Here is a 21,299-nt window from a genome sequence, read left to right as displayed (position 1 = left end):
AAGGTTTGCGGATACACCACGCTGACAAAACACCCTCTTGGCAACGCCGTCTATGCGTCACGACAAATGCGACCAGCGATTAACGCACGCGCCAAATTAAAAAAATAACGATATTCTTGTTTTCTTACATGATAAACCTTATCTTTGCATTATATTAAACCATATCGTATGCGTAACAAACTCCACTTTTCGGTATTCGTTCACGAGCAAGCCAAGAAATATGGCTCTCGCCCGGCGTTGACATTCAGGAACTTTGGAAACCCCGCATGGAAGACCGTGTCATGGAACCATTTTTCTCTTCGCGTTAAACAGGTGAGTAACGCATTGCTTAACATTGGCGTGAAGCCCAAAGAAAACATAGCCGTCTTCTCGCAAAATTGCATACAATATTTGTACACAGACTTTGGCGCTTACGGTGTGAGGGCTTGCTCTATACCGTTTTATGCCACTTGCTCTGAGCAGCAGATACAGTACATGATCAATGACGCGCAGGTGAGATTTCTCTTTGTTGGCGAGCAAGAGCAGTACGACAAGGCTCATCGCGTGTTGCCGGTTTGCCCTTCGTTGGAGCGTATAATAGTCTTCGATGGCAGGGTGCGCATAAGCAGCCACGATCCCAACGCCCTTTATTTCGAGGATTTTATCAAACTTGGCGAGCAATTTCCGCGGCAAACGGAATTGGACCAGCGATGGGCGGAAGCCAAGGACGAAGACATCTGCAACATTTTGTATACCAGCGGCACCACTGGCGAGAGCAAGGGCGTGATACTTACCCACGCACAATACCAAGCCGCCATGAAGGTCAACGCCGAGGTCGTGCCGGTGGGAGAAGAAGACCGCGTGATAAATTTTTTGCCTTTCGCGCACATCTTTGAGCGCGCGTGGGCGTACTTGGCGCTACGCCAAGGAGCGCAGTTGATCATCAATACCTATCCTCGCGACATACAGCAATCCATGCGCGAAACGCATCCCACGTGCATGTCGAGCGTGCCACGGTTTTGGGAGAAGGTGTATCAAGCCGTGAAAGACAAGATAGACCGGTCCAATGTGGTGCAGCGCAAACTGTTTGCCCATGCCTTGGCGGTGGGCCGCAAATATAATGTGGACTGCCACGGTAACAACAAGCGGGTGCCTTTGAGCTTGATGTTGGAATACAAGTTGATGGACAAGATGGTGCTTAGCTTGGTGCGCAAGGAGCTTGGCTTGGAGCGTCCGCATCTGTTCCCGACGGCTGGCGCTTACGTGTCAAAGAATATTGAAGAGTTCGTTCATTCGGTTGGCATACCTATGGTGGTGGGCTATGGTCTCACCGAGAGCTTGGCCACCGTGTCCTGCGACCGATTTGGCAAGAAGTTTACGTTAGGCTCCGTTGGCTTCCCTGTCAGTGGCTTGGAAATCAAGATAGCTGACAACGACGAGATACTGCTCAAGGGCCCTACTATCACCAAGGGCTACTACAATCGTGACGACCTCACGGAACAAGCCTTCGACAAGGAGGGTTTCTTCCACACGGGAGACGCGGGGTACATGGAGAATGGAGAGCTGTTCTTAAAAGAGCGCATCAAAGACCTCTTCAAAACGAGCAACGGCAAATACGTGGCTCCACAAATGGTGGAGTCGTTGTTGCTGGTAGACAAGTTCGTCGACCAAGTGGCGGTGATCGCCGACCAACGCAAATTTGTCTCGGCCCTTGTCGTTCCGGCGTTTAATATCGTGGAGGAGTGGGCGAGAAAGCATAATGTCGTATTTGAAAGTCACGAGGAATTATGCGCCAACCCTGACGTGAACAACATGATGATGGAGCGCATACAAACGCTGCAACAGAGCTTGGCCTATTACGAGCAGATCAAACGGTTTGTGCTGTTGCCACATCATTTCACGATGGAAACGGGCGAACTGACCAACACTTTGAAGATGAGACGCCCCATGATCAATAAAAAATACAAGGAGCTGATAGACAAAATGTACGAGGAATAGTTGTCATGGCCGGTGCCCACAAATGGCGTTTTTAAAACACATGACATCATTTCACATCTCCTTACAAGGCAAAAACAAAGACAATGATTACATCAGATCAAGTAAAGGATATTGTGGAGCGCACGAACAAGCTCCATCACTACCTCAACATAGACCAAAAAACAGTAGAGCTGGAAGAAGAGACGCTGCGAACGCAAGCGCCCGATTTTTGGGAAGATCCCAAGAGGGCAGAGGCTCAAATGAAAAAGGTGAAGGCTATTGAGAAGTGGGTCAAAGGCTATAAAGAGGCAAAGCAGTTTGCCGATGAATTGCAATTGGCTTACGACTATTACAAAGAAGAACTCGTTACGGAGGAGGAGGTGGATGCCGACTATGCCAAAGCTCTGAGAACTATTGAGAATTTGGAGTTGAAAAACATGTTGAGACAGGAGGAAGATCCCATGGACGCCGTGTTGAAAATCAATTCGGGTGCCGGTGGAACCGAAAGTCAAGACTGGGCCAATATGTTGATGCGCATGTACATGCGCTGGTGCGAGGCTCATGGATATAAGTTGACTATCACCAACATGCAAGACGGCGACGAGGCGGGTATCAAAAGTGTCACCATGACAGTGGAGGGCGGTGAGTATGCCTATGGATACCTCAAGAGCGAGAATGGCGTCCACCGTTTGGTGAGAGTGTCTCCTTACAACGCTCAGGGCAAGCGCATGACGAGTTTTGCCAGCGTTTTTGTCAGTCCTTTGGTAGATGATACTATCGAGGTGTACGTAGACCCGGCGCGAGTGAGCTGGGATACGTTCCGCTCAAGTGGCGCGGGCGGCCAAAACGTGAACAAGGTGGAGTCGGGCGTGCGCCTACGCTATCAGTATGAAGACCCAGACACGGGCGAGAAAGAAGAGATATTGATAGAGAACACCGAGACGCGCGACCAGCCCAAAAACAAGGCCAAAGCCATGCAATTGTTAAAAAGCCAGCTTTATGACCGTGAGCTTAAGAAGCGCATGGAGGCACAAGCCAAGATAGAGGCTGGCAAAAAGAAAATAGAATGGGGTAGCCAAATACGCAGCTACGTGTTTGACGACCGCCGTGTGAAAGACCATCGCACGAACTATCAAACATCTGATGTGGATGGCGTGATGGACGGAGATTTGGATAATTTTATCAAAGCCTACCTCATGGAATATGCCGGAGGCGAGGAAGCTCAACCACAGTACTAACAATATCTAATGTTAAACTTTCTAATTGGAAAAATATCATGAGCAAAAACAAAACAAATCCGCATGAGCCTGTACGCGAGATTAACAGCGTGAGCAGGGAGGTGAAACGCATGAACAGAGAGGAACAACAAAAAATCCATGGCGCTACAATTGTGAAATGGATCTTTAGTGTTCTCATTCTTTTGGCCATACTTTACATAATATGGACCCAGACTATCGTAGGATGAGTGGGCTTGAGATAGAGCGCAAGTTCTTGGTGAGAAGAGGGGGCGAATATAGGGACGTCGCCTTCGCGGCCAGCCATATCCAGCAAGGTTACATTCCCGCTATTGGCGCCACGGTGCGCGTGCGCGTGCGCAACGACCGCGCTTTCCTGACCATCAAAGGTCGAAGCGAAGACGGTGGCCTGTCGCGATACGAGTTTGAGAAAGAGATCACGGTGGATGAGGCCAGGCATTTGATGACGCTATGCCAAGGTGGAACCATCGACAAACATCGTTTCTTGGTCAATAGCGGCAACCACGTGTTTGAGGTGGACGAGTTTCATGGTGACAATGAGGGGCTTGTATTGGCAGAAGTGGAATTGTCGAATGCGGCCGAAGCGTATGAAAAGCCTGATTTCATCGGGTTGGAGGTTACGGGTGACGCGCGCTTTTACAATTCCCACCTGCTAACTAATCCTTATGTCGCTTGGAAAGATACCGTGCCGGAAGAGTACCGATAGCGACGCCCAAGAGCGCGCCAAGGGTATCGGCCAAGAAATCGTAGATGTCGCCACTACGGTTGCCTCCGGTGCATGTGGCTTGGGCGATCTCAATGAGACCACCCATCGCAATGGGAAGGATTACAGCGCCGACAATAATTTTTGACCAGCGAATTTGTTTATGCCTTTGACCGTATTCGATCAACAAAATGGCACAAAAACCGCCATACATCACGATGTGTGTCCACTTGTCTATCATCGAGACGTTGCTCAACGGAGTTTCTGGGATGGGTATAAGGCATAACGTCCAAATGGTAACGATGACGATACACGAGATGGGATAATGCCTGATGATGTTGCCTATTTTCATAATTTTGCTTACGTTTTAGGTGTAAAAGTATAGAAAATTTTACACGTGGCCAACTAATAAACAACGAAAAGAGATATATTTGATAAAGCTCGCTCGCAAAATGGGGCTGTCAGCGTGCGATGACGCTTGGTTTTGCCCGATGACTTGGGTGTCAAGGATCATTGCCCTTCGCCGCCCATTTGATACCTGCCATTTAGCCAAGTCGTCTTGGCGGTCGAGCTAAATTTCGTGGCTTGGCACGCGAGGGATCGACCATTGAGTATAATTTGATATATGAAACTGAAAGATTTTTTCTATTTCAACCGTTCGGACCGTGCGGTGTTGCTTTTTTTTCTGTGTCTCGCGGTAGTTTCCATGGCGTTTATCTTTATTGTTGGCGGGGACGGCGAAGACACCGTTTTGGAGATGGAAGACACGTTGTCACGGCGAGAATCTCCCTATTCATCGTACCGTTCACATGCAAATCGTCATTACATTGAGGCAGAGAACAGGCAGGTGGAACGGTTTGCTTTCGATCCCAATACGGCCGATAGCACAGAGCTATTGCGATTAGGCTTGCATTACTGGCAAGTCAGAAACATATACAAATACCGCGCGGCGGGTGGCGTTTACCGTCGACCGGCCGATTTCGCCCGTCTTTATGGCCTTACACGTAAACAGTATAGAGAGCTTGAACCTTATATACACATCAGTAGTGACTATGCCCCTGCCGCCGGCCTTTTTGCTGAGGAAAGACATGAGCGGCGTGACACTACACACCGATATCTCAGAAAACTAAAAGTGGGGGAGCAGTTGGACCTCAACCTTAGTGATACCACCGCGTTGCAACGCGTGCCCGGTATTGGTCCCTATTTTGCTGGAAGGATAGTGCGTTATCGCCAGAGGTTGGGAGGATTTTATAGCGCACGACAGTTGGAAGAAATAGAGGATTTTCCAAAGGAGGCCATTTTTTTCTTCCACACAAGTAACAATATACATAAAATCAACGTCAATATGTTGAAGCTAAATGAGCTGAAGCGACATCCTTACATCAATTATTATCAAGCCAAAGCTATCATGGACTACCGCCGTTTACGCGGTCCGCTACACAGTTTGGACGAATTACGATTGCTCAAGGATTTCACCGCGGAGGATATAGCACGGCTTCAACATTATGTCATTTTTTAATAAACCAATGCTTATGAAAAAGATTTTATGGATGTTATTGCTCTTGGTTAACTTTCAGTGGGTATCCGCACAGGAGGCGCAGGCACTGATCAACGAGTTTAAAACACAGAAGAGTGCCGAGTATATGAATGTGTCCCACGCTATGATGGGAATAGCGGCTTTAAAGGTAAAAAATGATAATGTCAAAGCTCTGCTAAAACAAATAAAGACGATGAAAATCTTGGAGCTTAGCGAATGTGACAAAAATGTACGCAAAAAGTTTATCGAAAAAGCTCAGAAACTTACCGTCAAGGGATACGAGGAATGCACCCGTGTACGTGACGGAGACGATAATACGCTTATCTTGATGAAGGGCAACGACAAGGTGATAAACGAGTTGTTGGTGCTTTCAAACGATAAGAATGATTGCACTTGTGTGTTAGTGATAGGCCAAATAGACATGAATAGTTTGCAAGGAGTAATCGACATGGTTAAAGCCAATGCTGACTAAGTGTATGATGATAGGCTAAACCCTCCGTGAGATGATCGAAAGCCTGTTCACAACCATGTAAAAACAAACACCAATCATACTGGACAACCAGCTTGATTGGTGTTTTTCCTTTGGTCGGGATGAGGCGACTCGAACGCCCGACCCCTACGTCCCGAACGTAGTGCGCTACCAACTGCGCTACATCCCGATAGTCAAACATAGAGCGTGGAATGACTGTCCATGCTTTCTTTGACGATGCAAAGTTACATCTTTTTTCTGAAATGTATGCATTTTTTCATGGAAATGTTTGGAGAATTAAGTAAAATGCCTTACCTTTGCAAACGCAATACAAAAGAGGTACCTTAGCTCAGGTGGTAGAGCAATGGACTGAAAATCCATGTGTCCTTGGTTCAACTCCAAGAGGTACCACTTCCTCCTTTCATTCGGCCCGGATTTCACCACGTGTGATTCCGGGCTTTTTCTAAATTACAACTCCTTTGTCAGGTCTGCGAGATGTATGCCATTGGAGCCCTTAACAAGTATATACCATCCATTGGGTGTGTCTGTGGCGATGGCCTTTTTTACCTCATCCACATTGTTAAATTTGCGAAAGGGGCTGTCGGTCTTGCCAAATTCATCTCCCACCAACCACACTTTGTCAAATCCAGAAACTTTGAGCGTGTCGACTATCTTCTGATGTTCCACCTTGCTCACGTCGCCCAGCTCGCGCATGTCTCCAAGGATAGCCATCTTGGGCTGCGCTACATGTATGCGCTTAAAGTTGTCTATAGCCGCCGACATGCTTGTGGGATTGGCGTTGTAAGCGTCCATGATGACATGATTTTTGGCCGTTTCCATCAGTTGGGAGCGATTGTTGGCAGGCGTGTAGCTCTCCAATGCGTGGCAGATCTGCTGTGGCGATACTCCAAAATGCAATCCTACGGCAATGGCGGCTAACATGTTATCCAAGTTGTAAGTGCCAATAAGATGTGTCGTAACCTCATAAGTGGTTTCGTCATGGAGTGTGGGGGCCATTGCGGCTGCCCATTTGAAACGCAAGAAAGGCTCACAACTCACCACCTCGCCGCGTACTTGCGCCATAGCGTCTTGGCCGTAGCTGACAATGCGCTCAAGCCCACGCTCGTGGGCCATTGCCATCAAATACTCGTTGTCGGTATTGAGAAACGTCAAGGCTTGATGAGCCTTCAGAAAATCGTATAGCTCACCTTTGGCCCTCATCACGCCCTCGAACGAGCCAAAACCTTGCAAATGGGCGCGCCCTACATTGGTGATCAGACCACAGGTTGGCTCCACGTAGTCCACCAATTTCTTGATGTCTCCCACGTGCGAGGCCCCCATTTCCACTACCGCCATTTGATGGTCGGCGTTCAGTCTCAACAGCGTTTGGGGCACGCCCACATCGTTGTTGAAGTTGCCCTCTGTGCGCATCACGTTAAATTTCTCCGCCAACACCGCCGAAAGCAGTTCCTTGGTCGTGGTCTTGCCATTGGTGCCTGTTATTCCAACGACTGGAATGTGGAATTGCCTGCGATGCTCACGTGCTATCTCCTTGTAGGCCACGAGGCAATCGTCCACCACGATGAAACGGTCGTCACCATCGGTAGCGTACTCCTCCTCGTCAATGATAGCGTAGCTGCAACCCTTGTCGAGCGCGGATTTGGCAAATTTGTTGCCGTCAAACGAAGTGCCTTTCAAGGCTATGAAAATACTTCCCGTGGGGCAATTTCTGCTGTCGGTGGTAATCAGGGGGTGTTGTTTGTACAAATTGTACAGTGCTTTAACATTCATATTTAATAATATTCTTTTGAACTGCAATATATGTATTTGGGGATATATAGGGTTTGTCAATATGGCAATATTGCCAGGCAATTTTGCAAAAATGGCTTGACGCAAACCGCATTGACGTCGTTACTGGTCCATTTGGACGCCTTGGTCTGTCATGTTGGCGATTATTTCGTCTTCTGTTACCAAGTTTTGGTCGCCCGAAATAGTATTTTTCAGGGCGGAGGCCGACACCGAAAATTCCAAGCATTGGCGGTTGTCGTCCGGCCATCGGTGCATGGCATGGATGAAGGCCGCTACCCAAGCGTCGCCCACGCCCATCTGGTCCACGATGGGATTGATGTCCCAAACGCGTGACACTTGTATATCGCCGTCCACCCATAGCACTCCTGCGTTGATGTGATGCTGAAACGATAGCTGGTTGCGATGGGCCATCAGCATGCGCCGACAGTTGGGGAACATACGGTGTGCCTTGTCAAAATATCGACGGTAAGCGTCCAAATCGAACCGATATGATTTGTCCAACGCGTTGAAAGGGATAGGCTCAAGGCCGGTGGCCACATACCATTCGTTTTGGTCTCCAAAGACAAAGGCGCTGTATTTCATCAGCTCTTGCGTGGCCATTCGGGCGTCAGCGCCGGGATATTTCCACAGCGCCGACCTGTAATTGATGTCGCATGACAATTCTATGCCACGCTCATGGCACGTCTCCACGGCATCCATTGTCGTGTCGAGAGCGGCCTTGCTCGTGGCGCATGTTATGCCGGAGCAATGAAACAACGTGGCGTCGGCGAGCGCGGGGGCCCAGTTTATGTCGCCATATTCCATCGTGTTAAACGACGAGCCGTCTCTGTCGTACACCACTCGTGCGCCTCGAAAAGCTGCCGAAGGCTCAAGATAGTAGGCACCCAATCGCTTACCCCTGCGCGCCACGTGCGATACATCCAATCCAAACTGTCGCAGGTGCATCAACGCCGCCTCACCAAGGTTGTTGTCAGGAACGCTTGTCACATACTCCACGCGGTCGCCGAGCTGGGCCAAACTCACCGCCACGTTTGCCTCTGAGCCTCCATAATTGGCATCAAACCCACCTATTTGGAACAACCGCTGGCTGCTGTTTTTTGACAGCCGGAGTAGAATTTCTCCAAAAGTTACTACTTTCATGTTCAAAAATCGTTGCCTTCACACCATACGTGAAGATGGATGTGTATCAAGGTGCGGGCGTTTAGAAATATGTCTTTCCGTCGTCTATCCCTGTCGTTAAAAAACATTCCCCTCACCTGTCGTTGGCGAGGGGAACGAAGATCGGTTTGTTATTTCTTGGCCTCAACCAAATCGCGGGTGTCTCGCGCTATGACTATTTCCTCGTCGGTAGGTATCAATACCACCTTCACCTTTGAGTCGTCAGCTGAAATCACCTTTTCCACACTGCGGCAATTGTTGCGTTCGGCATCCATCTTGACACCCAGGAAATCCAGTCCCTCACATGCCGTCAGGCGCAGGTTTGTTTGATTTTCGCCCACGCCGGCTGTCCACACGATGATGTCCACGCCACCCATTGCGGCCGCGTAGGCGCCTATGTATTTCTTGATGCGGTAGCTGTACATTCTCATGCCCAAAATGGCGCGCTCGTCTCCTGCCGCCTCTGCCGCCTCGATCTCTCTCATGTCGCTCGATATTCCGGTAATGCCGAGTATGCCGCTCTCCTTGTTCAGGAAGTCCGCCATTTCTTGCGGAGTCTTGCCAAGTTTCTCCATCAGGTAGGTCACGGCGCTTGGCTCGATGTCGCCCGACCGGCTACCCATCATGAGTCCGGCCAACGGTGTCAGTCCCATGGAAGTGTCTATCACCTTGCCATACTTCACCGCCGCCATCGAGGCGCCATTGCCTATGTGGCACGTTATAATGCGTTTCTTGGTGATATCCTCGCCCAGAAACTCGCAAACGCGGTGCGACACATAGCGGTGGCTGGTGCCATGGAAGCCGTATCGGCGCACATGGTACTTTTTGTACAGTTCGTAAGGCACGGCGTAGAGGTAGGCGTAATCGGGCATGGTGCTGTGGAAGGCGTTGTCAAACACCACCGCTTGCGGCACATTTGGCATCAGCGCACCCACCGCGCGAATACCGCGCAGGTGGCCGGCGTTGTGCACTGGCGCCAGATCTACGAGGCTCTCAATGCCAGCCTCTAGCTCTGGCGTCACTAAACAACTTTTTTCAAACAAGTCGCCACCTTGCACGACGCGATGCCCCACGGCGTCTATCTCGTCCACGCTCTTCAGTGAACCAGTCTCAGGGTCGAGCAAAGCCTTGAATACCAAGGCCACGCCCTCTTTGTGCGTGGGTAGGTCTGCCATGGTTTTCTTGCTCTCGCCATTGTCGAGTTTCACTTTTATAAAGGCCTCGTCGAGACCTATACGTTCCACGATACCTTGTGCCAGCACTTTCTCGACAGCCATATCGTACAGCTTGTATTTAATGGAACTGCTGCCACAGTTCAAGACTAAAACTTTCATATTTTCTTTTTTATGTTTTATATTTTTCCTTTCCGAATACTATTCGGCTGTTATTCCAGTCTTCAATTTGAAGAAATACGTGTTTTTTCCGCCCTTTTCAATTTCTGATTGTTAACTTAGAACAGCCTTTGTCATAATTGAGAATTGAAAAATGTGAATTATTATTTGAAAATTGTGAGTTGTGAATTGTGAAAATTAGCTTTGCGCTTGGCATGCGGTGATAGCCACCATGTAGTAGATATCGTCCACGGAGCATCCACGGCTCAGGTCGTTCACTGGGCGTGCGATACCTTGTAGAATAGGGCCTATAGCCGTGGCGCCACCCAATCGCTGCACCAATTTGTAGCCGATATTGCCCACCTCAAGGTTGGGCACCACTAACACGTTGGCCTTTCCGGCCACTTTGCTGCCCTTGGCTTTTTTCTGTGCCACCGTGGGGGCAAGCGCGGCGTCGGCCTGCAACTCTCCATCCACCTTTAGGTCGGGGTATCTCTCTTGAGCTATCCGCGTGGCCTCCACCACCTTGTCTATAATATAGACACTCTTTCCGGTCTCTTTGTCTTTGGCGTCTTTGGCCGATCCTTTTGTCGAGAAGCTCAGCATGGCCACCTCTGGATTATCAATTCCGGCCACCGTTCGGGCGGTTTGCGCCGTGGTGTAGGCTATCTGCGCCAGTTGGTCGGCCGTGGGGTTGGGGGTCACGGCCACGTCGCCCATCACCACGACGCCGTTCTTGCCGTATTGTCGCTCGTGCGTCAAGAGTAGCATCGCGCCGCTCACGCAGGTTACGCCGGGCGCGCATTTGATAATCTGGAGAGCTGGGCGCAAGGTGTCGCCTGTCGTGCTCAGGGCTCCCGATATTTGACCATCGGCGTCGCCGCTTTTAATAATCATGCACCCCAAGTAGAGATTGTTGTGGGTAACAAGATCGCGAGCTTGTTCCATCGTCATGCCTTTCTTCTTGCGCAGTTCCGCGAGGAGAGTGGCATAGTCTTCCGTCTTGTCACAATTTTTCGGGTCTATGATAGTCGCCTTGCTTATATGCTTCAATCCCCACTCCTTGGCCTCGCGCTCTATGTTCTCTGGATTGCCAATAAGGATTAGGTGAGCCAAGTCGTCGGCCAGCACTTTGTCGGCGGCTTTCAGGGTTCGTTCTTCCTCGGCTTCGGGGAGAACGATGCGCTGCTTGTTTGCTTTTGCCCGCGCCACAATGTTCTCTAATAAATTCATCATTTCTTTTTATTCGATTAGACTTTTGATTATTTTTACAAAGTTAGTTATTCTTAACGAGTCAAACAAGTAATTGATTGTTAGTCTTGGGTTAAATATCTTTAACCTGCCACGTGCCCATCACACGGCCATTTCTTGTACGAGGAGACTTTCCAATTCTTCCGCCGAGAGCCTCAGCCTGAACCTTCCCTTGATGGCCACGCTGATACAGCCGGTCTCTTCAGACACCACCACGGCTATAGCGTCAGAGTCTTGCGATATGCCCATGGCGGCTCGGTGGCGTAAACCCAATTCCTTGGGTATGTCCATGCTGTGGCTCACGGGTAGTATGCAGCCCGCGGCCTTGATGCGTTTCTTGGAAATGATCATGGCGCCATCGTGCAATGGCGAGTTTTTGAAAAAAAGATTCTCTATTAGCAGTTTGTTGACCTTGGCGTCTATGAGCTCGCCCGTTTGCACGATGTCGTCAAGGGGGATGGAGCGTTCTATTACGATGAGCGCGCCCACCTTGCCTTTAGCCATGTCCATGCACGACCATACGATAGGCATCACGGTCTCCTTGTCCTGCTCTCGGTTGTTATCTTTTTTCTGTGAAAAGAACTTCAAGAAGTGGCGCACGCGTTGGTGCTCGCCCAATTGGTATAGAAATTTGCGCACCTCGTCCTTGAACAGCACTATCAGGCCGATGACTCCCACGCTCACCAATTTGTCCATGATGCTGCCTAAGAGACGCATCTCGAGCACCTGCGACACAAACAGCCACGTCAGCACAAACACTATAATGCCACCAAAGACGTTGAGCGAGCGGCTCGCCTTCATCAGTTGGTAGATGTAGTATAGTATCAATGCGACAAGTACGATGTCTATGACATCCTTAATTCCAAATTCAAAAAACATGTATGAGCGGTTAATTGGTGATAAGGTTCGCTTGCCATTTGTTCCATCCGGGGTGGGTCGGGCGCGGCGGCCAGGCATATTTTGTCAGGCGGACACTTCGGATGGCTCGACGTTTTTCATGGCTTGGTAAAGTCTCACAGCTTCAACGGCAGCCTTTACGTCGTGCACGCGCAATATGTTGGTGCCTTTCATTAGGGCGATGGTGTTGAGCGCCGTGGTGCCGTTGAGCGATTGGTCGGCGGTGATCTGTAGCGTTTGGTAAATCATTCTCTTACGTGATATACCTACGAGCAATGGTAGCTCCAATACGCCAAGGCGCTCCATCTCATCGTATATGGCGAAGTTTTGCGCCATCGTTTTCCCAAATCCGTACCCCGGATCCAAGATGATGTCTTTCTGTCCCAGTTGACGTAGCTGCTCCACCTTGCCAGCCATCTCCATCATGATGTCTTGCAACGTGCCCTTTTGGCTCATCAGTATATAGGGCGTGCCTGTCTCGGCCACCAAAGGGAACATCTCCGGGTCCTCGCCAGTGGATATGTCATTGATAATGTCCACGCCATATTTTTCTATGCACATGCGTGCCACCTTGGACCGAAAAGTATCTATGGAAACAGCTATTTCCGAGTTTTCTTCTTTCAATATTTGTAGCGCTCGGTCCAGCTGCTCCAGCTCTTCGCTCTCTGTGGTGAGCTGTTCCAAATAGGGGTTGGTGGAGCATGCCCCCACATCGATGATGGTGGCGCCCTCGGTTCTCACTTGTCTCACGCGGTCGCGTATTTCTTTTTCTGTCTGCACGCGGCTGGCGGCGTAAAAAGAGTTGGTGGTCACGTTCATGATACCCATCACTTGTGGCTCTTTGAGCGACATGAGATGGCCTCTGATGTTTAAAGTGTAGTGCATCGGTTTTTATTTTTTAGGACTGCCGAACATGTCGTGTCTCTGCAAACGGCAAACGCTCGCCACGCTCGGCTTTAGGCATATTTTCCATTCGTGCCACTACAGACGTCGCGTTTTCTGCCGGTATATCAGCCTCGCTGGCGTCTCCTGTCGTATTGGCAGTGTTGTCGTGTTGGCGCACTTTTCATGCAAAGATAGATTATTTGTGACATACACCCAAATGTTTATCCAACTATTTTTCGGGATGTAATATCTGGCAAAGCCAACGCGTGGCTGTCCGTGACACAAGGCTTGTCGCCGTCCTGTTTCAGAATAAAAATCATTGGTTGACGTCACGATGCGTTCACGTAACGTGATTTATGAAATTTCGAATTGAAAATTATGAATTGTGAGTTATTTCTCCTGTCGTATCTGCGATGGTGTTTTTCCCACTCTTGTTTTACAAAACGCGCGCATGATTTGCAATGACGAGAAGCCCGGCTCGTCGGCGATTTCCTGTTCGGCACGTGGTGTGTTGTGCAGCTGCTCCAACAATCGGCGCAACCTGTTTTCCGCTATCCACTCCTGTGGGTTCTCCTTTTGCGCCCCGCGAAAGTGTCGCGCGAACGACGAGTAGCTCGTGTTAAGATGCTCCGCCATGAAAAAACTCCCACAGCTATTCACGAAAGAATGACTGTGGGAGTTTTTGTTTTTTTTCTTTGGCCGCGCGAGCTTGTCAAGGATGATCGTTCTCTGTGCGCTTGTCCTTGCTCGGTATGGTCTATAAGTTAGGGATTACGGCTCGCTCTCGCCCTCTACATACTGTTCTAAGAAGAGATGCTCACCATCAAACACGGCATAGGTGAATTGCCAAATCCAGTCGCCGAGAATAAGCATGCGTGTCTTGTCAGCAAGCGTAACATCCAATTGGATGTGTCGATGCCCATATATAAAATAATCGATGTTGGGATGCGTCTGTTTGTATTGCTTGGTCCAAAGCGCCAAGTATTCCTTGTCCTCGCCCATGTAGGGAGGCTCTTTTCCACCAGCTCGCTTCAGTCGGCTGTGCTTGGCCCAGTTCAGTCCAAGTCGCATGCCCCACCATGGGTGTATGAAGTTGAGCATGCGTTGGCACAGCGGACTATGGAAAATGCACCTGAGCACCTTGTATTTATTGTCCGGATCGCCTAATCCGTCGCCGTGCGCAAGATAAAACTCCTTGCCATACAGCTCGGTGGTGAGTGGCTTTCGGTGCACGATAAGCCCACATTCCTGCTCCAAATACCCATAAGTCCACAAGTCGTGGTTGCCGGTGAAAAAGTGCACTTCCACCCCCATGTCGGTCAGCTCGGACAGCTTGCCCAAGAACCGAGTATATCCTTTGGGTACCACGTAGCGGTATTCGTTCCAAAAGTCGAACATGTCGCCCAAGAGGTATATGGCCGCGGCCTTGTGCTTCACGCTATCCAAGAAGCGCACCAACCGTCTTTCTTGCGTCCTTTTGTGCGCGATGGCCAAAGAGCCCAAATGCGCGTCGGATAAAAAATAAATGTTCTTAGTCATCCAAGTGTTCGTTTAATCAGTCGAACCCCAGCTCCACACGCGCTTCCTCGCTCATCATGCTCTGGTCCCATGCGGGCTCAAACACCAAGTTCACGTTGGCCGCTTTCACGCCGTCTACACTTTCCACCTTGGTGCGCACATCCTCAAGGATGAAATCCGCGGCAGGGCAAGAGGGTGCCGTGAATGTCATATCAAGGTCCGCCACGCCGTCTGGTTGCAGGTCTATTTTGTATATCATGCCAAGATCCCAAATGTTTACGGGTATCTCAGGGTCGTAGACGGTTTTAAGAACGTCTACTATTTTTCCCTCTATCATGGTTTTTTCTTGCTGTGTCATAGTTCTGAAATATTGTTGACCCTGCGAATTTAAGCATTTAATTCGAATGTACCAACTGTTAGAGCTATGAATTTAGTTCATCTGTCACGGCGCTGCCATCGCCATGAGTGATGGGTGGCGGGCGTGGGATGACGCTCTATCGTTACAGCCTGCCCTCCTCCCGATAGCTGTAATACATTCCATCAGTCACGATGATGTGGTCTAAGAAGTAGATGCGCATTATCTCGCACGCCTTTTTTATTTGTTGTGTCAGCTTGTCGTCGTGTGTGCTGGGATGCGTGTTCCCACTGGGATGGTTATGGCACACGGCCATCACGGTGGTATTGTTGAGGATGGCATGCTTCATAATCAAGCGTATGTCTACGGCGGTCTCAGTCATGCCCCCGTGGCTGATGCGCACTTGCTTGATGAGCCTGAAAGCCTGATTCATCAATAAGACATGAAACTCTTCCACGTCCAAGTCTTGCATTTGTGTGTGCATGTAGTTGTAAATGTCTGTGGCCGACCCAAGTTCTTGCCGTCGTTGCGCACCTGTGTTGCCCCGCCTCTTGCCCAATTCGCACGCGGCAAGAATGGTGATGGCTTTGGCTGGCCCCATGCCGTGATACTGCGTGAGGTCGAAAATGGACATCTTGCCAAGGGTGTTCAGGTTGTTGTTACAATCGTCTAACACCCGTCGCATGAGTGCCACGGCACTCTCTTTTTGCGATCCGGAGCCTATGAGAATGGCCAAAAGCTCCGCGTCGCTCAACGCCGTGGCGCCAAGGCGTTCCAATTTTTCGCGTGGCCGGTCGGCCTCATCCCAATGGTTGATGGTGAGGTTTTTCAAAGTTCAAGCGTGTTTTGTCCAACTCATGGCGATGTCAACCTTTCGTGGAGCTGGCTCATTTGTAAAAATTGTGGTTGTAAGCGGAGTATTCATCCTTGTGCCATAACAGGCGTTTCCATGCCGCGCCAATAAATCCGCAACCATATCCCATGAGCTGCGTGAACGCCGCGCGAATGGCAAGCAATCCTATCTTGGCGCTGCTGAAAAGAATGGCGGCGTCGGCAAAAATCAGAATTGCGTAGATCGCGAGAGGCAACAGCCCTGCCGTCATGGCCGTGACGCCAAACGAATGTTGCGCGCGCGTGTGTCCAAAGAGGAAAAAGACAGCGCCCAAAAGCGCGAAGAGCGTCAGGGCGATGGTGCCTAATGTGAAAACCATGGGCAGCAAGTGTACCGCTTTCAGGCTGTCTGGGTATCGTTTAAAAAGGTTTATCCGTGCTATGCCGCTGTTGTAAACCTGTCGCCAAAATTTGCGAAAGTCTGTGCGACGCTTGTGGTACACCCAAGCGTCGGGAAACAGCCGGCATTGGTAGCCGGCCTTAAAAATACGTATGGAGAAGTCGATGTCTTCGCCAAATCGCATCTTGGAGAAGCCGCCAAGCTGCTGGTATACGTCGCGACGAACGCCCATGTTGAATGAGCGCGGATAAAACTTGTCCAACTTTTTCTTGCCACCACGAATGCCCCCGGTGGTGAAAAAACTTGTCATGGCGTAGGAGATGGCCTTCTGAGTGTCGCTAAACGAATGGTGCGCACGGTCTGGTCCTCCGAAAGCGTCGGCAGCCTCGCGCCTTAATTCGCGCTCTATGGCCGCGAGGTAACCCTCGGGCAGCACCACGTCAGAGTCGAGTATGAGCATGTATCGGCCGTTGGCGCGCTCCACTCCGTAGTTGCGGCTTTGTCCTGGGCCACTGTTGGGCTTCGCGAAGTATCGCAGGCGCAAGCGTCCTTGGTATTTGTCGCATACCGACAGGCAGGGCGTTTGCGACCCGTCTTCCACGACGACGACCTCGAAGTCGCGCACTTGCTGTCGCGTAAGGCTGTCTAACAGCTCGTCCACTTCGTCCGGACGGTTAAACACAGGAATGATGATGGAGAACAAAGGCTCGCTCTCTGCTTGCGCCGATGCGTGGCGCGGCTGGGTGTCTTGGTCGTGGCTCATGATGCGATATGTTCAGAACGGTAACTCCCCAAGCCCGTCCTTGCCGGGTCATGTCTGTCTATGCGCTAACACTTTTGAGCCTGCGATAGTGGTCAACATTTCCTTGGGGGATGGGCTTGGGGAGCTGTAAATGGTGAAGAGTGTGCTTACGGACTTACTTGTCGGTCACGCGCCCCACATAGCTTCCGTCGCGGGTGTCGATGGTGATGGTTTCACCCTCGTTGATAAAGAGCGGCACGCGCACCTCGGCCCCAGTTTCCAATGTGGCTGGCTTGGTGGCGTTAGTGGCGGTGTTGCCTTTGATGCCCGGCTCGCTGTGAGTGATGACGAGATTGGTTTTAACAGGCATCTCTGCCGAAAGGATGGTTCCGTCTGACGTGTCGGTTTGCACATCCACGACGTCTCCCTCTTTCATAAAGTCAGCTCCGGTGATCATGTCTCTCGCGATGGGTATCTGCTCGAAGGTCTCTTGGTTCATGAATATGCAGCCTGTGCCATCCTCGTAGAGGTATTGGTAGGGTCTGTGCTCCACCCGCACGTCGTCAAGCTTGAAGCCTACTTGGAACGTGCGTTCCAGCACGCGGCCGTCGGCCACGTTTTTCAGCTTGGTATTCATCACGGTGTTGCCCTTTCCAGGTTTGCGATGTTGAAAGTCTACGCATTTCCAAATGCCTCCATCCATACGGATGCAGGTGCCGATTTTTATTTCTTGTGAATTGATCATATTATATGTTTTTATAAATTTGTTACAATGCTCATAGTGCTTTTTTTGGCGCATTTGGTTGGGCTGCCTGTGCTGTCGTGCCGTTCTGCTGGTAGCTGTTCCGTCTGTTTGGCTTTTGAACGGGAGCGTCTCGAGTTAGGTTCCGCGCTCGCCAATCAGCGGATTGAGCCTATGAAGAATGTCGACCAAATTTCGCTTTTCGGGAAAAACAATCGAGACGCTTTATCATACGGCTTCATTCGCATGGGTATGGCGAGATGGCCTCATGCGCTTTTTGCGCCTGCAAAGTTACTATAAAATTATAAAAAAAACGCCGATTTGGCTCTGAAAAAACATATAATTCTTTGTCATTTGGAAAATTATAAGTAATTTTGCAGCCCGATAGGGACTATCACGTCCATTGGTATCGACATTATAATAAATTAAAAACAATATAGAAAGATGAAAAGAACATTCCAGCCCCACAATCGTCGCCGTGTCAACAAGCATGGTTTTCGCGAAAGAATGGCAACCAAGAATGGCCGCCGCGTGCTGAGCGCGCGTCGCGCTCATGGTCGTAAAAAGTTGACTGTGTCAGACGAAAATCACGGAAAGTAAGAAGCTCTTTCCAATCAAGACGATTTAAAAAGGTGTGCTCACAATGCTGTGGGCACACCTTTTGTTTAATGCGTTTATTTCAACACGCCTAATTCCTTGCCTATTTTGATGAACGCGTCCACGCATCTGTCAAGCTGCTCCTTGGTGTGCGCGGCCGAAAGCTGTACGCGAATGCGCGCCTCTCCGCTTGGCACCACTGGATAATAAAAGCCGGTGACATAGATGCCCTCGTCTAATAGTTTGGCCGCATATTTCTGCGACAGGGGCGCGTCGTAGAGCATCACGGCGCAGATGGCGCTCTGGGTGGGCTTGATGTCGAAGCCAGCGGCAATCATACGCTCACGGAAATACTCCACGTTCTTGACCAACTGGTCGTGCAGGTCGTTGTTTTCTTTCAGCATCTTGAATACCTCCAAACTGGCGCCGATGATGCCGGGGGCGAGCGAGTTGGAGAAGAGGTATGGCCTACTGCTTTGACGGAGCATGTCGATGATCTCCTTGCGACCGGTGGTAAAACCACCAAGCGCGCCTCCAAAGGACTTGCCAAGCGTGCCTGTGTAGATGTCCACACGGCCGTAAGTGTCTGTCAGCTCGCTTACACCGTGCCCGGTGGCTCCAACCACACCAGCTGAGTGACTTTCGTCTACCATAACCAAAGCGTCGTATTTCTCCGCCAAGTCGCATATCTTGTCTATCGGCGCTACGTTGCCGTCCATGGAGAACACGCCGTCCGTGCAGATGATGCGAAAACGCTGCTCTTGTGCCTCTTGCAGGCATTTTTCCAATTCGGCCATGTCGGCATTGGCGTAGCGGTAACGTTTGGCCTTGCAAAGGCGGACGCCGTCGATGATGGAGGCGTGGTTCAGGGCGTCGGAGATGATAGCGTCGTCTTTGTCCAAGAATGATCCGAAAAGTCCACCGTTGGCATCAAAGCAGGCGGCATAGAGAATGGTGTCTTCGGTATGGAAGTACTCGGTGATGGCAGCCTCAAGCTCTTTGTGTATGTCTTGCGTGCCACAGATGAAACGCACGGACGACATGCCGTATCCTCGGCGATCCATCATTTTCTTGGATGCCTCGATCAACCGTGGATGGTTGGACAGCCCCAAATAGTTGTTGGCGCAGAAATTCAGCACATTCTTGCCTTTCACTTGGATCATGGCGTCTTGCGGTCCTTCGATAATGCGCTCTTCTTTGTAAAGGCCAGCTTCTTTCAAGTCGGCGAGCCTGTTGCTTAGTTGCTCTTTAATTTTTCCGTACATGTGATTTAGGATTAGGTATTTTTTATTTTTCTTGCACACAAAGTAAGATAATATTTCCGAGAAAACCACTTAATTAGTGTTATATTTTGCAAAAAGCACGCGTTGTTCACAAAAAACAATGGCCAAAAGATTAAACGGTGGTGAAAAAACGTTATATTTGTGCGCAAAATACAAAAACCTAAATCATATTTAGAATGAAGAACATTTTGGTCATCGGCTCCACAGGGCAGATAGGCTCCGAGCTGACAAGAGAATTGCGAAAAGTGTATGGAAACGACCATGTGGTGGCTGGCTACATCGTAGGAGCCGAGCCCAAGGGTGAGCTGAAAGAGGGTGGTCCGTCGGCCATTGCCGACGTAACCGACGCTCAGCTCATCGCTGACGTGGTGAAAAAATATGACATAGACGCGATCTATAACCTTGCGGCGTTGCTTTCGGTGGTAGCCGAGAAAAAACCTCAGTTGGCATGGAAGATAGGCATTGGCGGCCTTTGGAACATACTCGAGGTGGCTCGCGAGAATCATTGTGCCGTGTTTACGCCCAGCTCCATTGGATCTTTTGGTCCCACCACGCCAAGGGACATGACACCGCAAGACACCGTACAGCGTCCGCGTACCATATATGGCGTTTCCAAGGTGACGACCGAGCTGCTGAGCGACTATTACTACTTTAAGTACGGTGTGGACACGCGCGCGGTGAGATTTCCGGGTGTTATCTCATACGTCACACCTCCGGGGGGCGGAACGACAGACTATGGCGTGGACATATACTACTACGCTGTGCGTGGCGAGAAGTTTGTTTGTCCCATCAAGGAGGGAACGAAGATGGACATGATATACATGCCTGACGCCCTGAAAGCTGCTATCCAGCTCATGGAAGCAAACCCCGACAAATTGGTGCATCGCAACGCTTTTAACATAGCCTCGATGAGCTTGGCGCCCGAAGACTTTTTTGCCGCTATCAAAAAGTACAAGCCTGACTTTGAGATGGAATATGACGTGGACCCATTGAAACAAGGCATCGCTGACAGTTGGCCTAACATGCTTGATGACACGTGCGCTCGCGAGGAGTGGCAGTGGAAACCATCTTATGACCTTGACAGCATGACAAAAGACATGCTTGAGAAACTGACAGTGAAATTGGCTAAATAAATGGCACGTGGCTAAGGGGCGATAGCCCCTTGGTCGACAACCTGTTTGTTGTCAACACGAAGTATGGGCATGAGCCAAAAACTGTTGAAACAAACATGCAAAGCAGCTATTGGAATTGGCGTATTGGCGAATGACATGCCCATTGTTCGCAAATATGCCAATTTTGATATATATTAATAGGTGTCTGTAAAACAAGAGGGTATATACATGGCAAACCTTTTTTGGGCTCAATGGGAAAAGTATGGCGTTTCATTTCGCTATTGAGATTAACCCCTTGGTACAATAAATAGCCGTATGTTTTTTGAAGAGACGCTCACCATGTACAACATAGGTGGGGGGCGAATGGGGCGTGTGTACGCTTCTATATGGCGACAGAATGTTTACGCATTTTCGGTTTTTTTTCTTTAAAAACCTGCTTATCCCGAGCGCATTTTTTGAAAAAATAG

At 49.9% G+C, this 21,299-nt stretch carries 22 protein-coding genes and 2 tRNA genes; 9 read left to right on the top strand and 15 right to left on the bottom strand.

Annotated elements, in window-relative coordinates; all coding sequences use genetic code 11:
* The first annotated feature begins 168 nt into the window (after window positions 1–168).
* The 4 genes from HMPREF1640_RS07865 (at window position 169) to HMPREF1640_RS07850 (ending at window position 3,918) form a co-directional block, all read left to right on the top strand.
* Complete coding sequence (locus tag HMPREF1640_RS07865) at window positions 169–1,977, top strand: long-chain fatty acid--CoA ligase (RefSeq protein WP_036893738.1); 1,809 nt, start codon at window positions 169–171, stop codon at window positions 1,975–1,977.
* Window positions 1,978–2,060: 83 nt separating this feature from the next.
* The gene (prfB, locus tag HMPREF1640_RS07860; RefSeq protein WP_036893736.1) at window positions 2,061–3,194 is read left to right on the top strand and encodes a peptide chain release factor 2; all 1,134 of its coding nucleotides are present in this window, start codon (window positions 2,061–2,063) and stop codon (window positions 3,192–3,194) included.
* Window positions 3,195–3,232: 38 nt separating this feature from the next.
* Entirely contained in the window at window positions 3,233–3,421 is a 189-nt protein-coding gene (locus tag HMPREF1640_RS13525) for a hypothetical protein (RefSeq protein ID WP_052051765.1), read from the top strand.
* The gene (locus HMPREF1640_RS07850) at window positions 3,418–3,918 is read left to right on the top strand and encodes a CYTH domain-containing protein (RefSeq protein WP_036893734.1); all 501 of its coding nucleotides are present in this window, start codon (window positions 3,418–3,420) and stop codon (window positions 3,916–3,918) included. Before HMPREF1640_RS13525 ends, HMPREF1640_RS07850 begins: the two co-directional genes overlap by 4 nt.
* Here HMPREF1640_RS07850 and HMPREF1640_RS07845 read toward each other — a convergent pair.
* The gene (locus HMPREF1640_RS07845; protein WP_036893733.1) at window positions 3,869–4,267 is read right to left on the bottom strand and encodes a VanZ family protein; all 399 of its coding nucleotides are present in this window, start codon (window positions 4,265–4,267) and stop codon (window positions 3,869–3,871) included. The genes HMPREF1640_RS07850 and HMPREF1640_RS07845 overlap by 50 nt on opposite strands.
* A 273-nt stretch (window positions 4,268–4,540) precedes the next feature.
* Here HMPREF1640_RS07845 and HMPREF1640_RS07840 point away from each other — a divergent pair, with 273 nt between their 5' ends.
* Window positions 4,541–5,434: a helix-hairpin-helix domain-containing protein gene (locus HMPREF1640_RS07840; RefSeq protein WP_036893732.1), complete on the top strand. Its 894-nt coding sequence runs from the start codon at window positions 4,541–4,543 to the stop codon at window positions 5,432–5,434.
* 13 nt (window positions 5,435–5,447) lie between these two features.
* Complete coding sequence (locus HMPREF1640_RS07835; protein WP_197051500.1) at window positions 5,448–5,924, top strand: DUF4252 domain-containing protein; 477 nt, start codon at window positions 5,448–5,450, stop codon at window positions 5,922–5,924.
* Window positions 5,925–6,035: 111 nt separating this feature from the next.
* On the opposite strand, the gene HMPREF1640_RS07830 is transcribed toward HMPREF1640_RS07835, so the two are convergent.
* Window positions 6,036–6,111: transfer RNA gene (locus HMPREF1640_RS07830), tRNA-Pro, on the bottom strand.
* A 148-nt stretch (window positions 6,112–6,259) separates the two neighbouring features.
* Between HMPREF1640_RS07830 and HMPREF1640_RS07825 the strand changes: the two genes are divergently transcribed.
* A tRNA-Phe gene (locus HMPREF1640_RS07825) sits at window positions 6,260–6,332 on the top strand.
* A gap of 57 nt (window positions 6,333–6,389) precedes the next feature.
* Here HMPREF1640_RS07825 and murF read toward each other — a convergent pair.
* The 12 genes from murF to efp form a co-directional block, all read right to left on the bottom strand.
* Window positions 6,390–7,712 (bottom strand): UDP-N-acetylmuramoyl-tripeptide--D-alanyl-D-alanine ligase, encoded by a 1,323-nt coding sequence (gene murF, locus HMPREF1640_RS07820; protein ID WP_036893730.1) that lies wholly within the window; start codon window positions 7,710–7,712, stop codon window positions 6,390–6,392.
* A 120-nt stretch (window positions 7,713–7,832) separates the two neighbouring features.
* Window positions 7,833–8,876 carry a sugar kinase gene (locus HMPREF1640_RS07815; protein ID WP_197051499.1) on the bottom strand — a complete coding sequence of 348 codons (1,044 nt, stop codon included), beginning with the start codon at window positions 8,874–8,876 and terminating at the stop codon, window positions 7,833–7,835.
* Between the two features lie 143 nt (window positions 8,877–9,019).
* A complete protein-coding gene (locus HMPREF1640_RS07810; RefSeq protein WP_036893728.1) occupies window positions 9,020–10,222 on the bottom strand; it encodes an acetate/propionate family kinase in 1,203 nt (400 codons plus the stop codon).
* 195 nt (window positions 10,223–10,417) lie between these two features.
* Window positions 10,418–11,452 (bottom strand): phosphate acetyltransferase, encoded by a 1,035-nt coding sequence (pta, locus tag HMPREF1640_RS07805; protein WP_036893762.1) that lies wholly within the window; start codon window positions 11,450–11,452, stop codon window positions 10,418–10,420.
* Window positions 11,453–11,572: 120 nt separating this feature from the next.
* Complete coding sequence (gene cdaA, locus HMPREF1640_RS07800) at window positions 11,573–12,349, bottom strand: diadenylate cyclase CdaA (RefSeq protein ID WP_036893726.1); 777 nt, start codon at window positions 12,347–12,349, stop codon at window positions 11,573–11,575.
* 84 nt (window positions 12,350–12,433) lie between these two features.
* Window positions 12,434–13,252: a dihydropteroate synthase gene (gene folP, locus HMPREF1640_RS07795; RefSeq protein ID WP_036893724.1), complete on the bottom strand. Its 819-nt coding sequence runs from the start codon at window positions 13,250–13,252 to the stop codon at window positions 12,434–12,436.
* A gap of 390 nt (window positions 13,253–13,642) precedes the next feature.
* Entirely contained in the window at window positions 13,643–13,888 is a 246-nt protein-coding gene (locus HMPREF1640_RS07790; protein WP_036893723.1) for a helix-turn-helix domain-containing protein, read from the bottom strand.
* Window positions 13,889–14,023: 135 nt separating this feature from the next.
* Window positions 14,024–14,791, bottom strand: a complete 768-nt coding sequence (locus HMPREF1640_RS07785; RefSeq protein WP_036893722.1) for a UDP-2,3-diacylglucosamine diphosphatase — start codon at window positions 14,789–14,791, stop codon at window positions 14,024–14,026.
* A 16-nt stretch (window positions 14,792–14,807) separates the two neighbouring features.
* Complete coding sequence (locus HMPREF1640_RS07780) at window positions 14,808–15,128, bottom strand: metal-sulfur cluster assembly factor (RefSeq protein WP_036893721.1); 321 nt, start codon at window positions 15,126–15,128, stop codon at window positions 14,808–14,810.
* A 142-nt stretch (window positions 15,129–15,270) separates the two neighbouring features.
* On the bottom strand, window positions 15,271–15,957 hold the full coding sequence (gene radC, locus HMPREF1640_RS07775; RefSeq protein ID WP_036893720.1) for a DNA repair protein RadC: 687 nt from the start codon (window positions 15,955–15,957) through the stop codon (window positions 15,271–15,273).
* A 55-nt stretch (window positions 15,958–16,012) separates the two neighbouring features.
* Entirely contained in the window at window positions 16,013–17,119 is a 1,107-nt protein-coding gene (locus HMPREF1640_RS07770) for a glycosyltransferase family 2 protein (RefSeq protein WP_081935316.1), read from the bottom strand.
* 154 nt (window positions 17,120–17,273) lie between these two features.
* Entirely contained in the window at window positions 17,274–17,843 is a 570-nt protein-coding gene (gene efp / locus HMPREF1640_RS07765) for an elongation factor P (RefSeq protein ID WP_036893719.1), read from the bottom strand.
* Window positions 17,844–18,284: 441 nt separating this feature from the next.
* Here efp and rpmH point away from each other — a divergent pair, with 441 nt between their 5' ends.
* On the top strand, window positions 18,285–18,440 hold the full coding sequence (rpmH, locus tag HMPREF1640_RS12825; protein ID WP_081935315.1) for a 50S ribosomal protein L34: 156 nt from the start codon (window positions 18,285–18,287) through the stop codon (window positions 18,438–18,440).
* A 74-nt stretch (window positions 18,441–18,514) separates the two neighbouring features.
* On the opposite strand, the gene kbl is transcribed toward rpmH, so the two are convergent.
* Complete coding sequence (kbl, locus tag HMPREF1640_RS07750; protein ID WP_036893759.1) at window positions 18,515–19,702, bottom strand: glycine C-acetyltransferase; 1,188 nt, start codon at window positions 19,700–19,702, stop codon at window positions 18,515–18,517.
* A 194-nt stretch (window positions 19,703–19,896) separates the two neighbouring features.
* Here kbl and HMPREF1640_RS07745 point away from each other — a divergent pair, with 194 nt between their 5' ends.
* Entirely contained in the window at window positions 19,897–20,853 is a 957-nt protein-coding gene (locus HMPREF1640_RS07745; RefSeq protein WP_036893714.1) for an NAD-dependent epimerase/dehydratase family protein, read from the top strand.
* Window positions 20,854–21,299 lie beyond the last annotated feature (446 nt).

Source organism: Prevotella sp. S7-1-8, from assembly GCF_000758925.1.
In the GTDB taxonomy this organism is placed as follows: Bacteria; Bacteroidota; Bacteroidia; order Bacteroidales; family Bacteroidaceae; genus Prevotella.
Note: the sequence above shows the minus strand (reverse complement) of the source record. Positions and strands in the feature narration are given on the sequence as shown.

Coding starts and splice junctions, on each gene's coding strand:
- HMPREF1640_RS07865 (WP_036893738.1), top strand. CDS start 169: ATGCGTAACAAACTCCACTTTTCGGTATTCGTTCACGAGCAAGCCAAG.
- prfB (WP_036893736.1), top strand. CDS start 2,061: ATGATTACATCAGATCAAGTAAAGGATATTGTGGAGCGCACGAACAAG.
- HMPREF1640_RS13525 (WP_052051765.1), top strand. CDS start 3,233: ATGAGCAAAAACAAAACAAATCCGCATGAGCCTGTACGCGAGATTAAC.
- HMPREF1640_RS07850 (WP_036893734.1), top strand. CDS start 3,418: ATGAGTGGGCTTGAGATAGAGCGCAAGTTCTTGGTGAGAAGAGGGGGC.
- HMPREF1640_RS07845 (WP_036893733.1), bottom strand. CDS start 4,267: ATGAAAATAGGCAACATCATCAGGCATTATCCCATCTCGTGTATCGTC.
- HMPREF1640_RS07840 (WP_036893732.1), top strand. CDS start 4,541: ATGAAACTGAAAGATTTTTTCTATTTCAACCGTTCGGACCGTGCGGTG.
- HMPREF1640_RS07835 (WP_197051500.1), top strand. CDS start 5,448: ATGAAAAAGATTTTATGGATGTTATTGCTCTTGGTTAACTTTCAGTGG.
- murF (WP_036893730.1), bottom strand. CDS start 7,712: ATGAATGTTAAAGCACTGTACAATTTGTACAAACAACACCCCCTGATT.
- HMPREF1640_RS07810 (WP_036893728.1), bottom strand. CDS start 10,222: ATGAAAGTTTTAGTCTTGAACTGTGGCAGCAGTTCCATTAAATACAAG.
- pta (WP_036893762.1), bottom strand. CDS start 11,452: ATGAATTTATTAGAGAACATTGTGGCGCGGGCAAAAGCAAACAAGCAG.
- cdaA (WP_036893726.1), bottom strand. CDS start 12,349: ATGTTTTTTGAATTTGGAATTAAGGATGTCATAGACATCGTACTTGTC.
- folP (WP_036893724.1), bottom strand. CDS start 13,252: ATGCACTACACTTTAAACATCAGAGGCCATCTCATGTCGCTCAAAGAG.
- HMPREF1640_RS07790 (WP_036893723.1), bottom strand. CDS start 13,888: ATGGCGGAGCATCTTAACACGAGCTACTCGTCGTTCGCGCGACACTTT.
- HMPREF1640_RS07785 (WP_036893722.1), bottom strand. CDS start 14,791: ATGACTAAGAACATTTATTTTTTATCCGACGCGCATTTGGGCTCTTTG.
- HMPREF1640_RS07780 (WP_036893721.1), bottom strand. CDS start 15,128: ATGACACAGCAAGAAAAAACCATGATAGAGGGAAAAATAGTAGACGTT.
- HMPREF1640_RS07770 (WP_081935316.1), bottom strand. CDS start 17,119: ATGAGCCACGACCAAGACACCCAGCCGCGCCACGCATCGGCGCAAGCA.
- efp (WP_036893719.1), bottom strand. CDS start 17,843: ATGATCAATTCACAAGAAATAAAAATCGGCACCTGCATCCGTATGGAT.
- rpmH (WP_081935315.1), top strand. CDS start 18,285: ATGAAAAGAACATTCCAGCCCCACAATCGTCGCCGTGTCAACAAGCAT.
- kbl (WP_036893759.1), bottom strand. CDS start 19,702: ATGTACGGAAAAATTAAAGAGCAACTAAGCAACAGGCTCGCCGACTTG.
- HMPREF1640_RS07745 (WP_036893714.1), top strand. CDS start 19,897: ATGAAGAACATTTTGGTCATCGGCTCCACAGGGCAGATAGGCTCCGAG.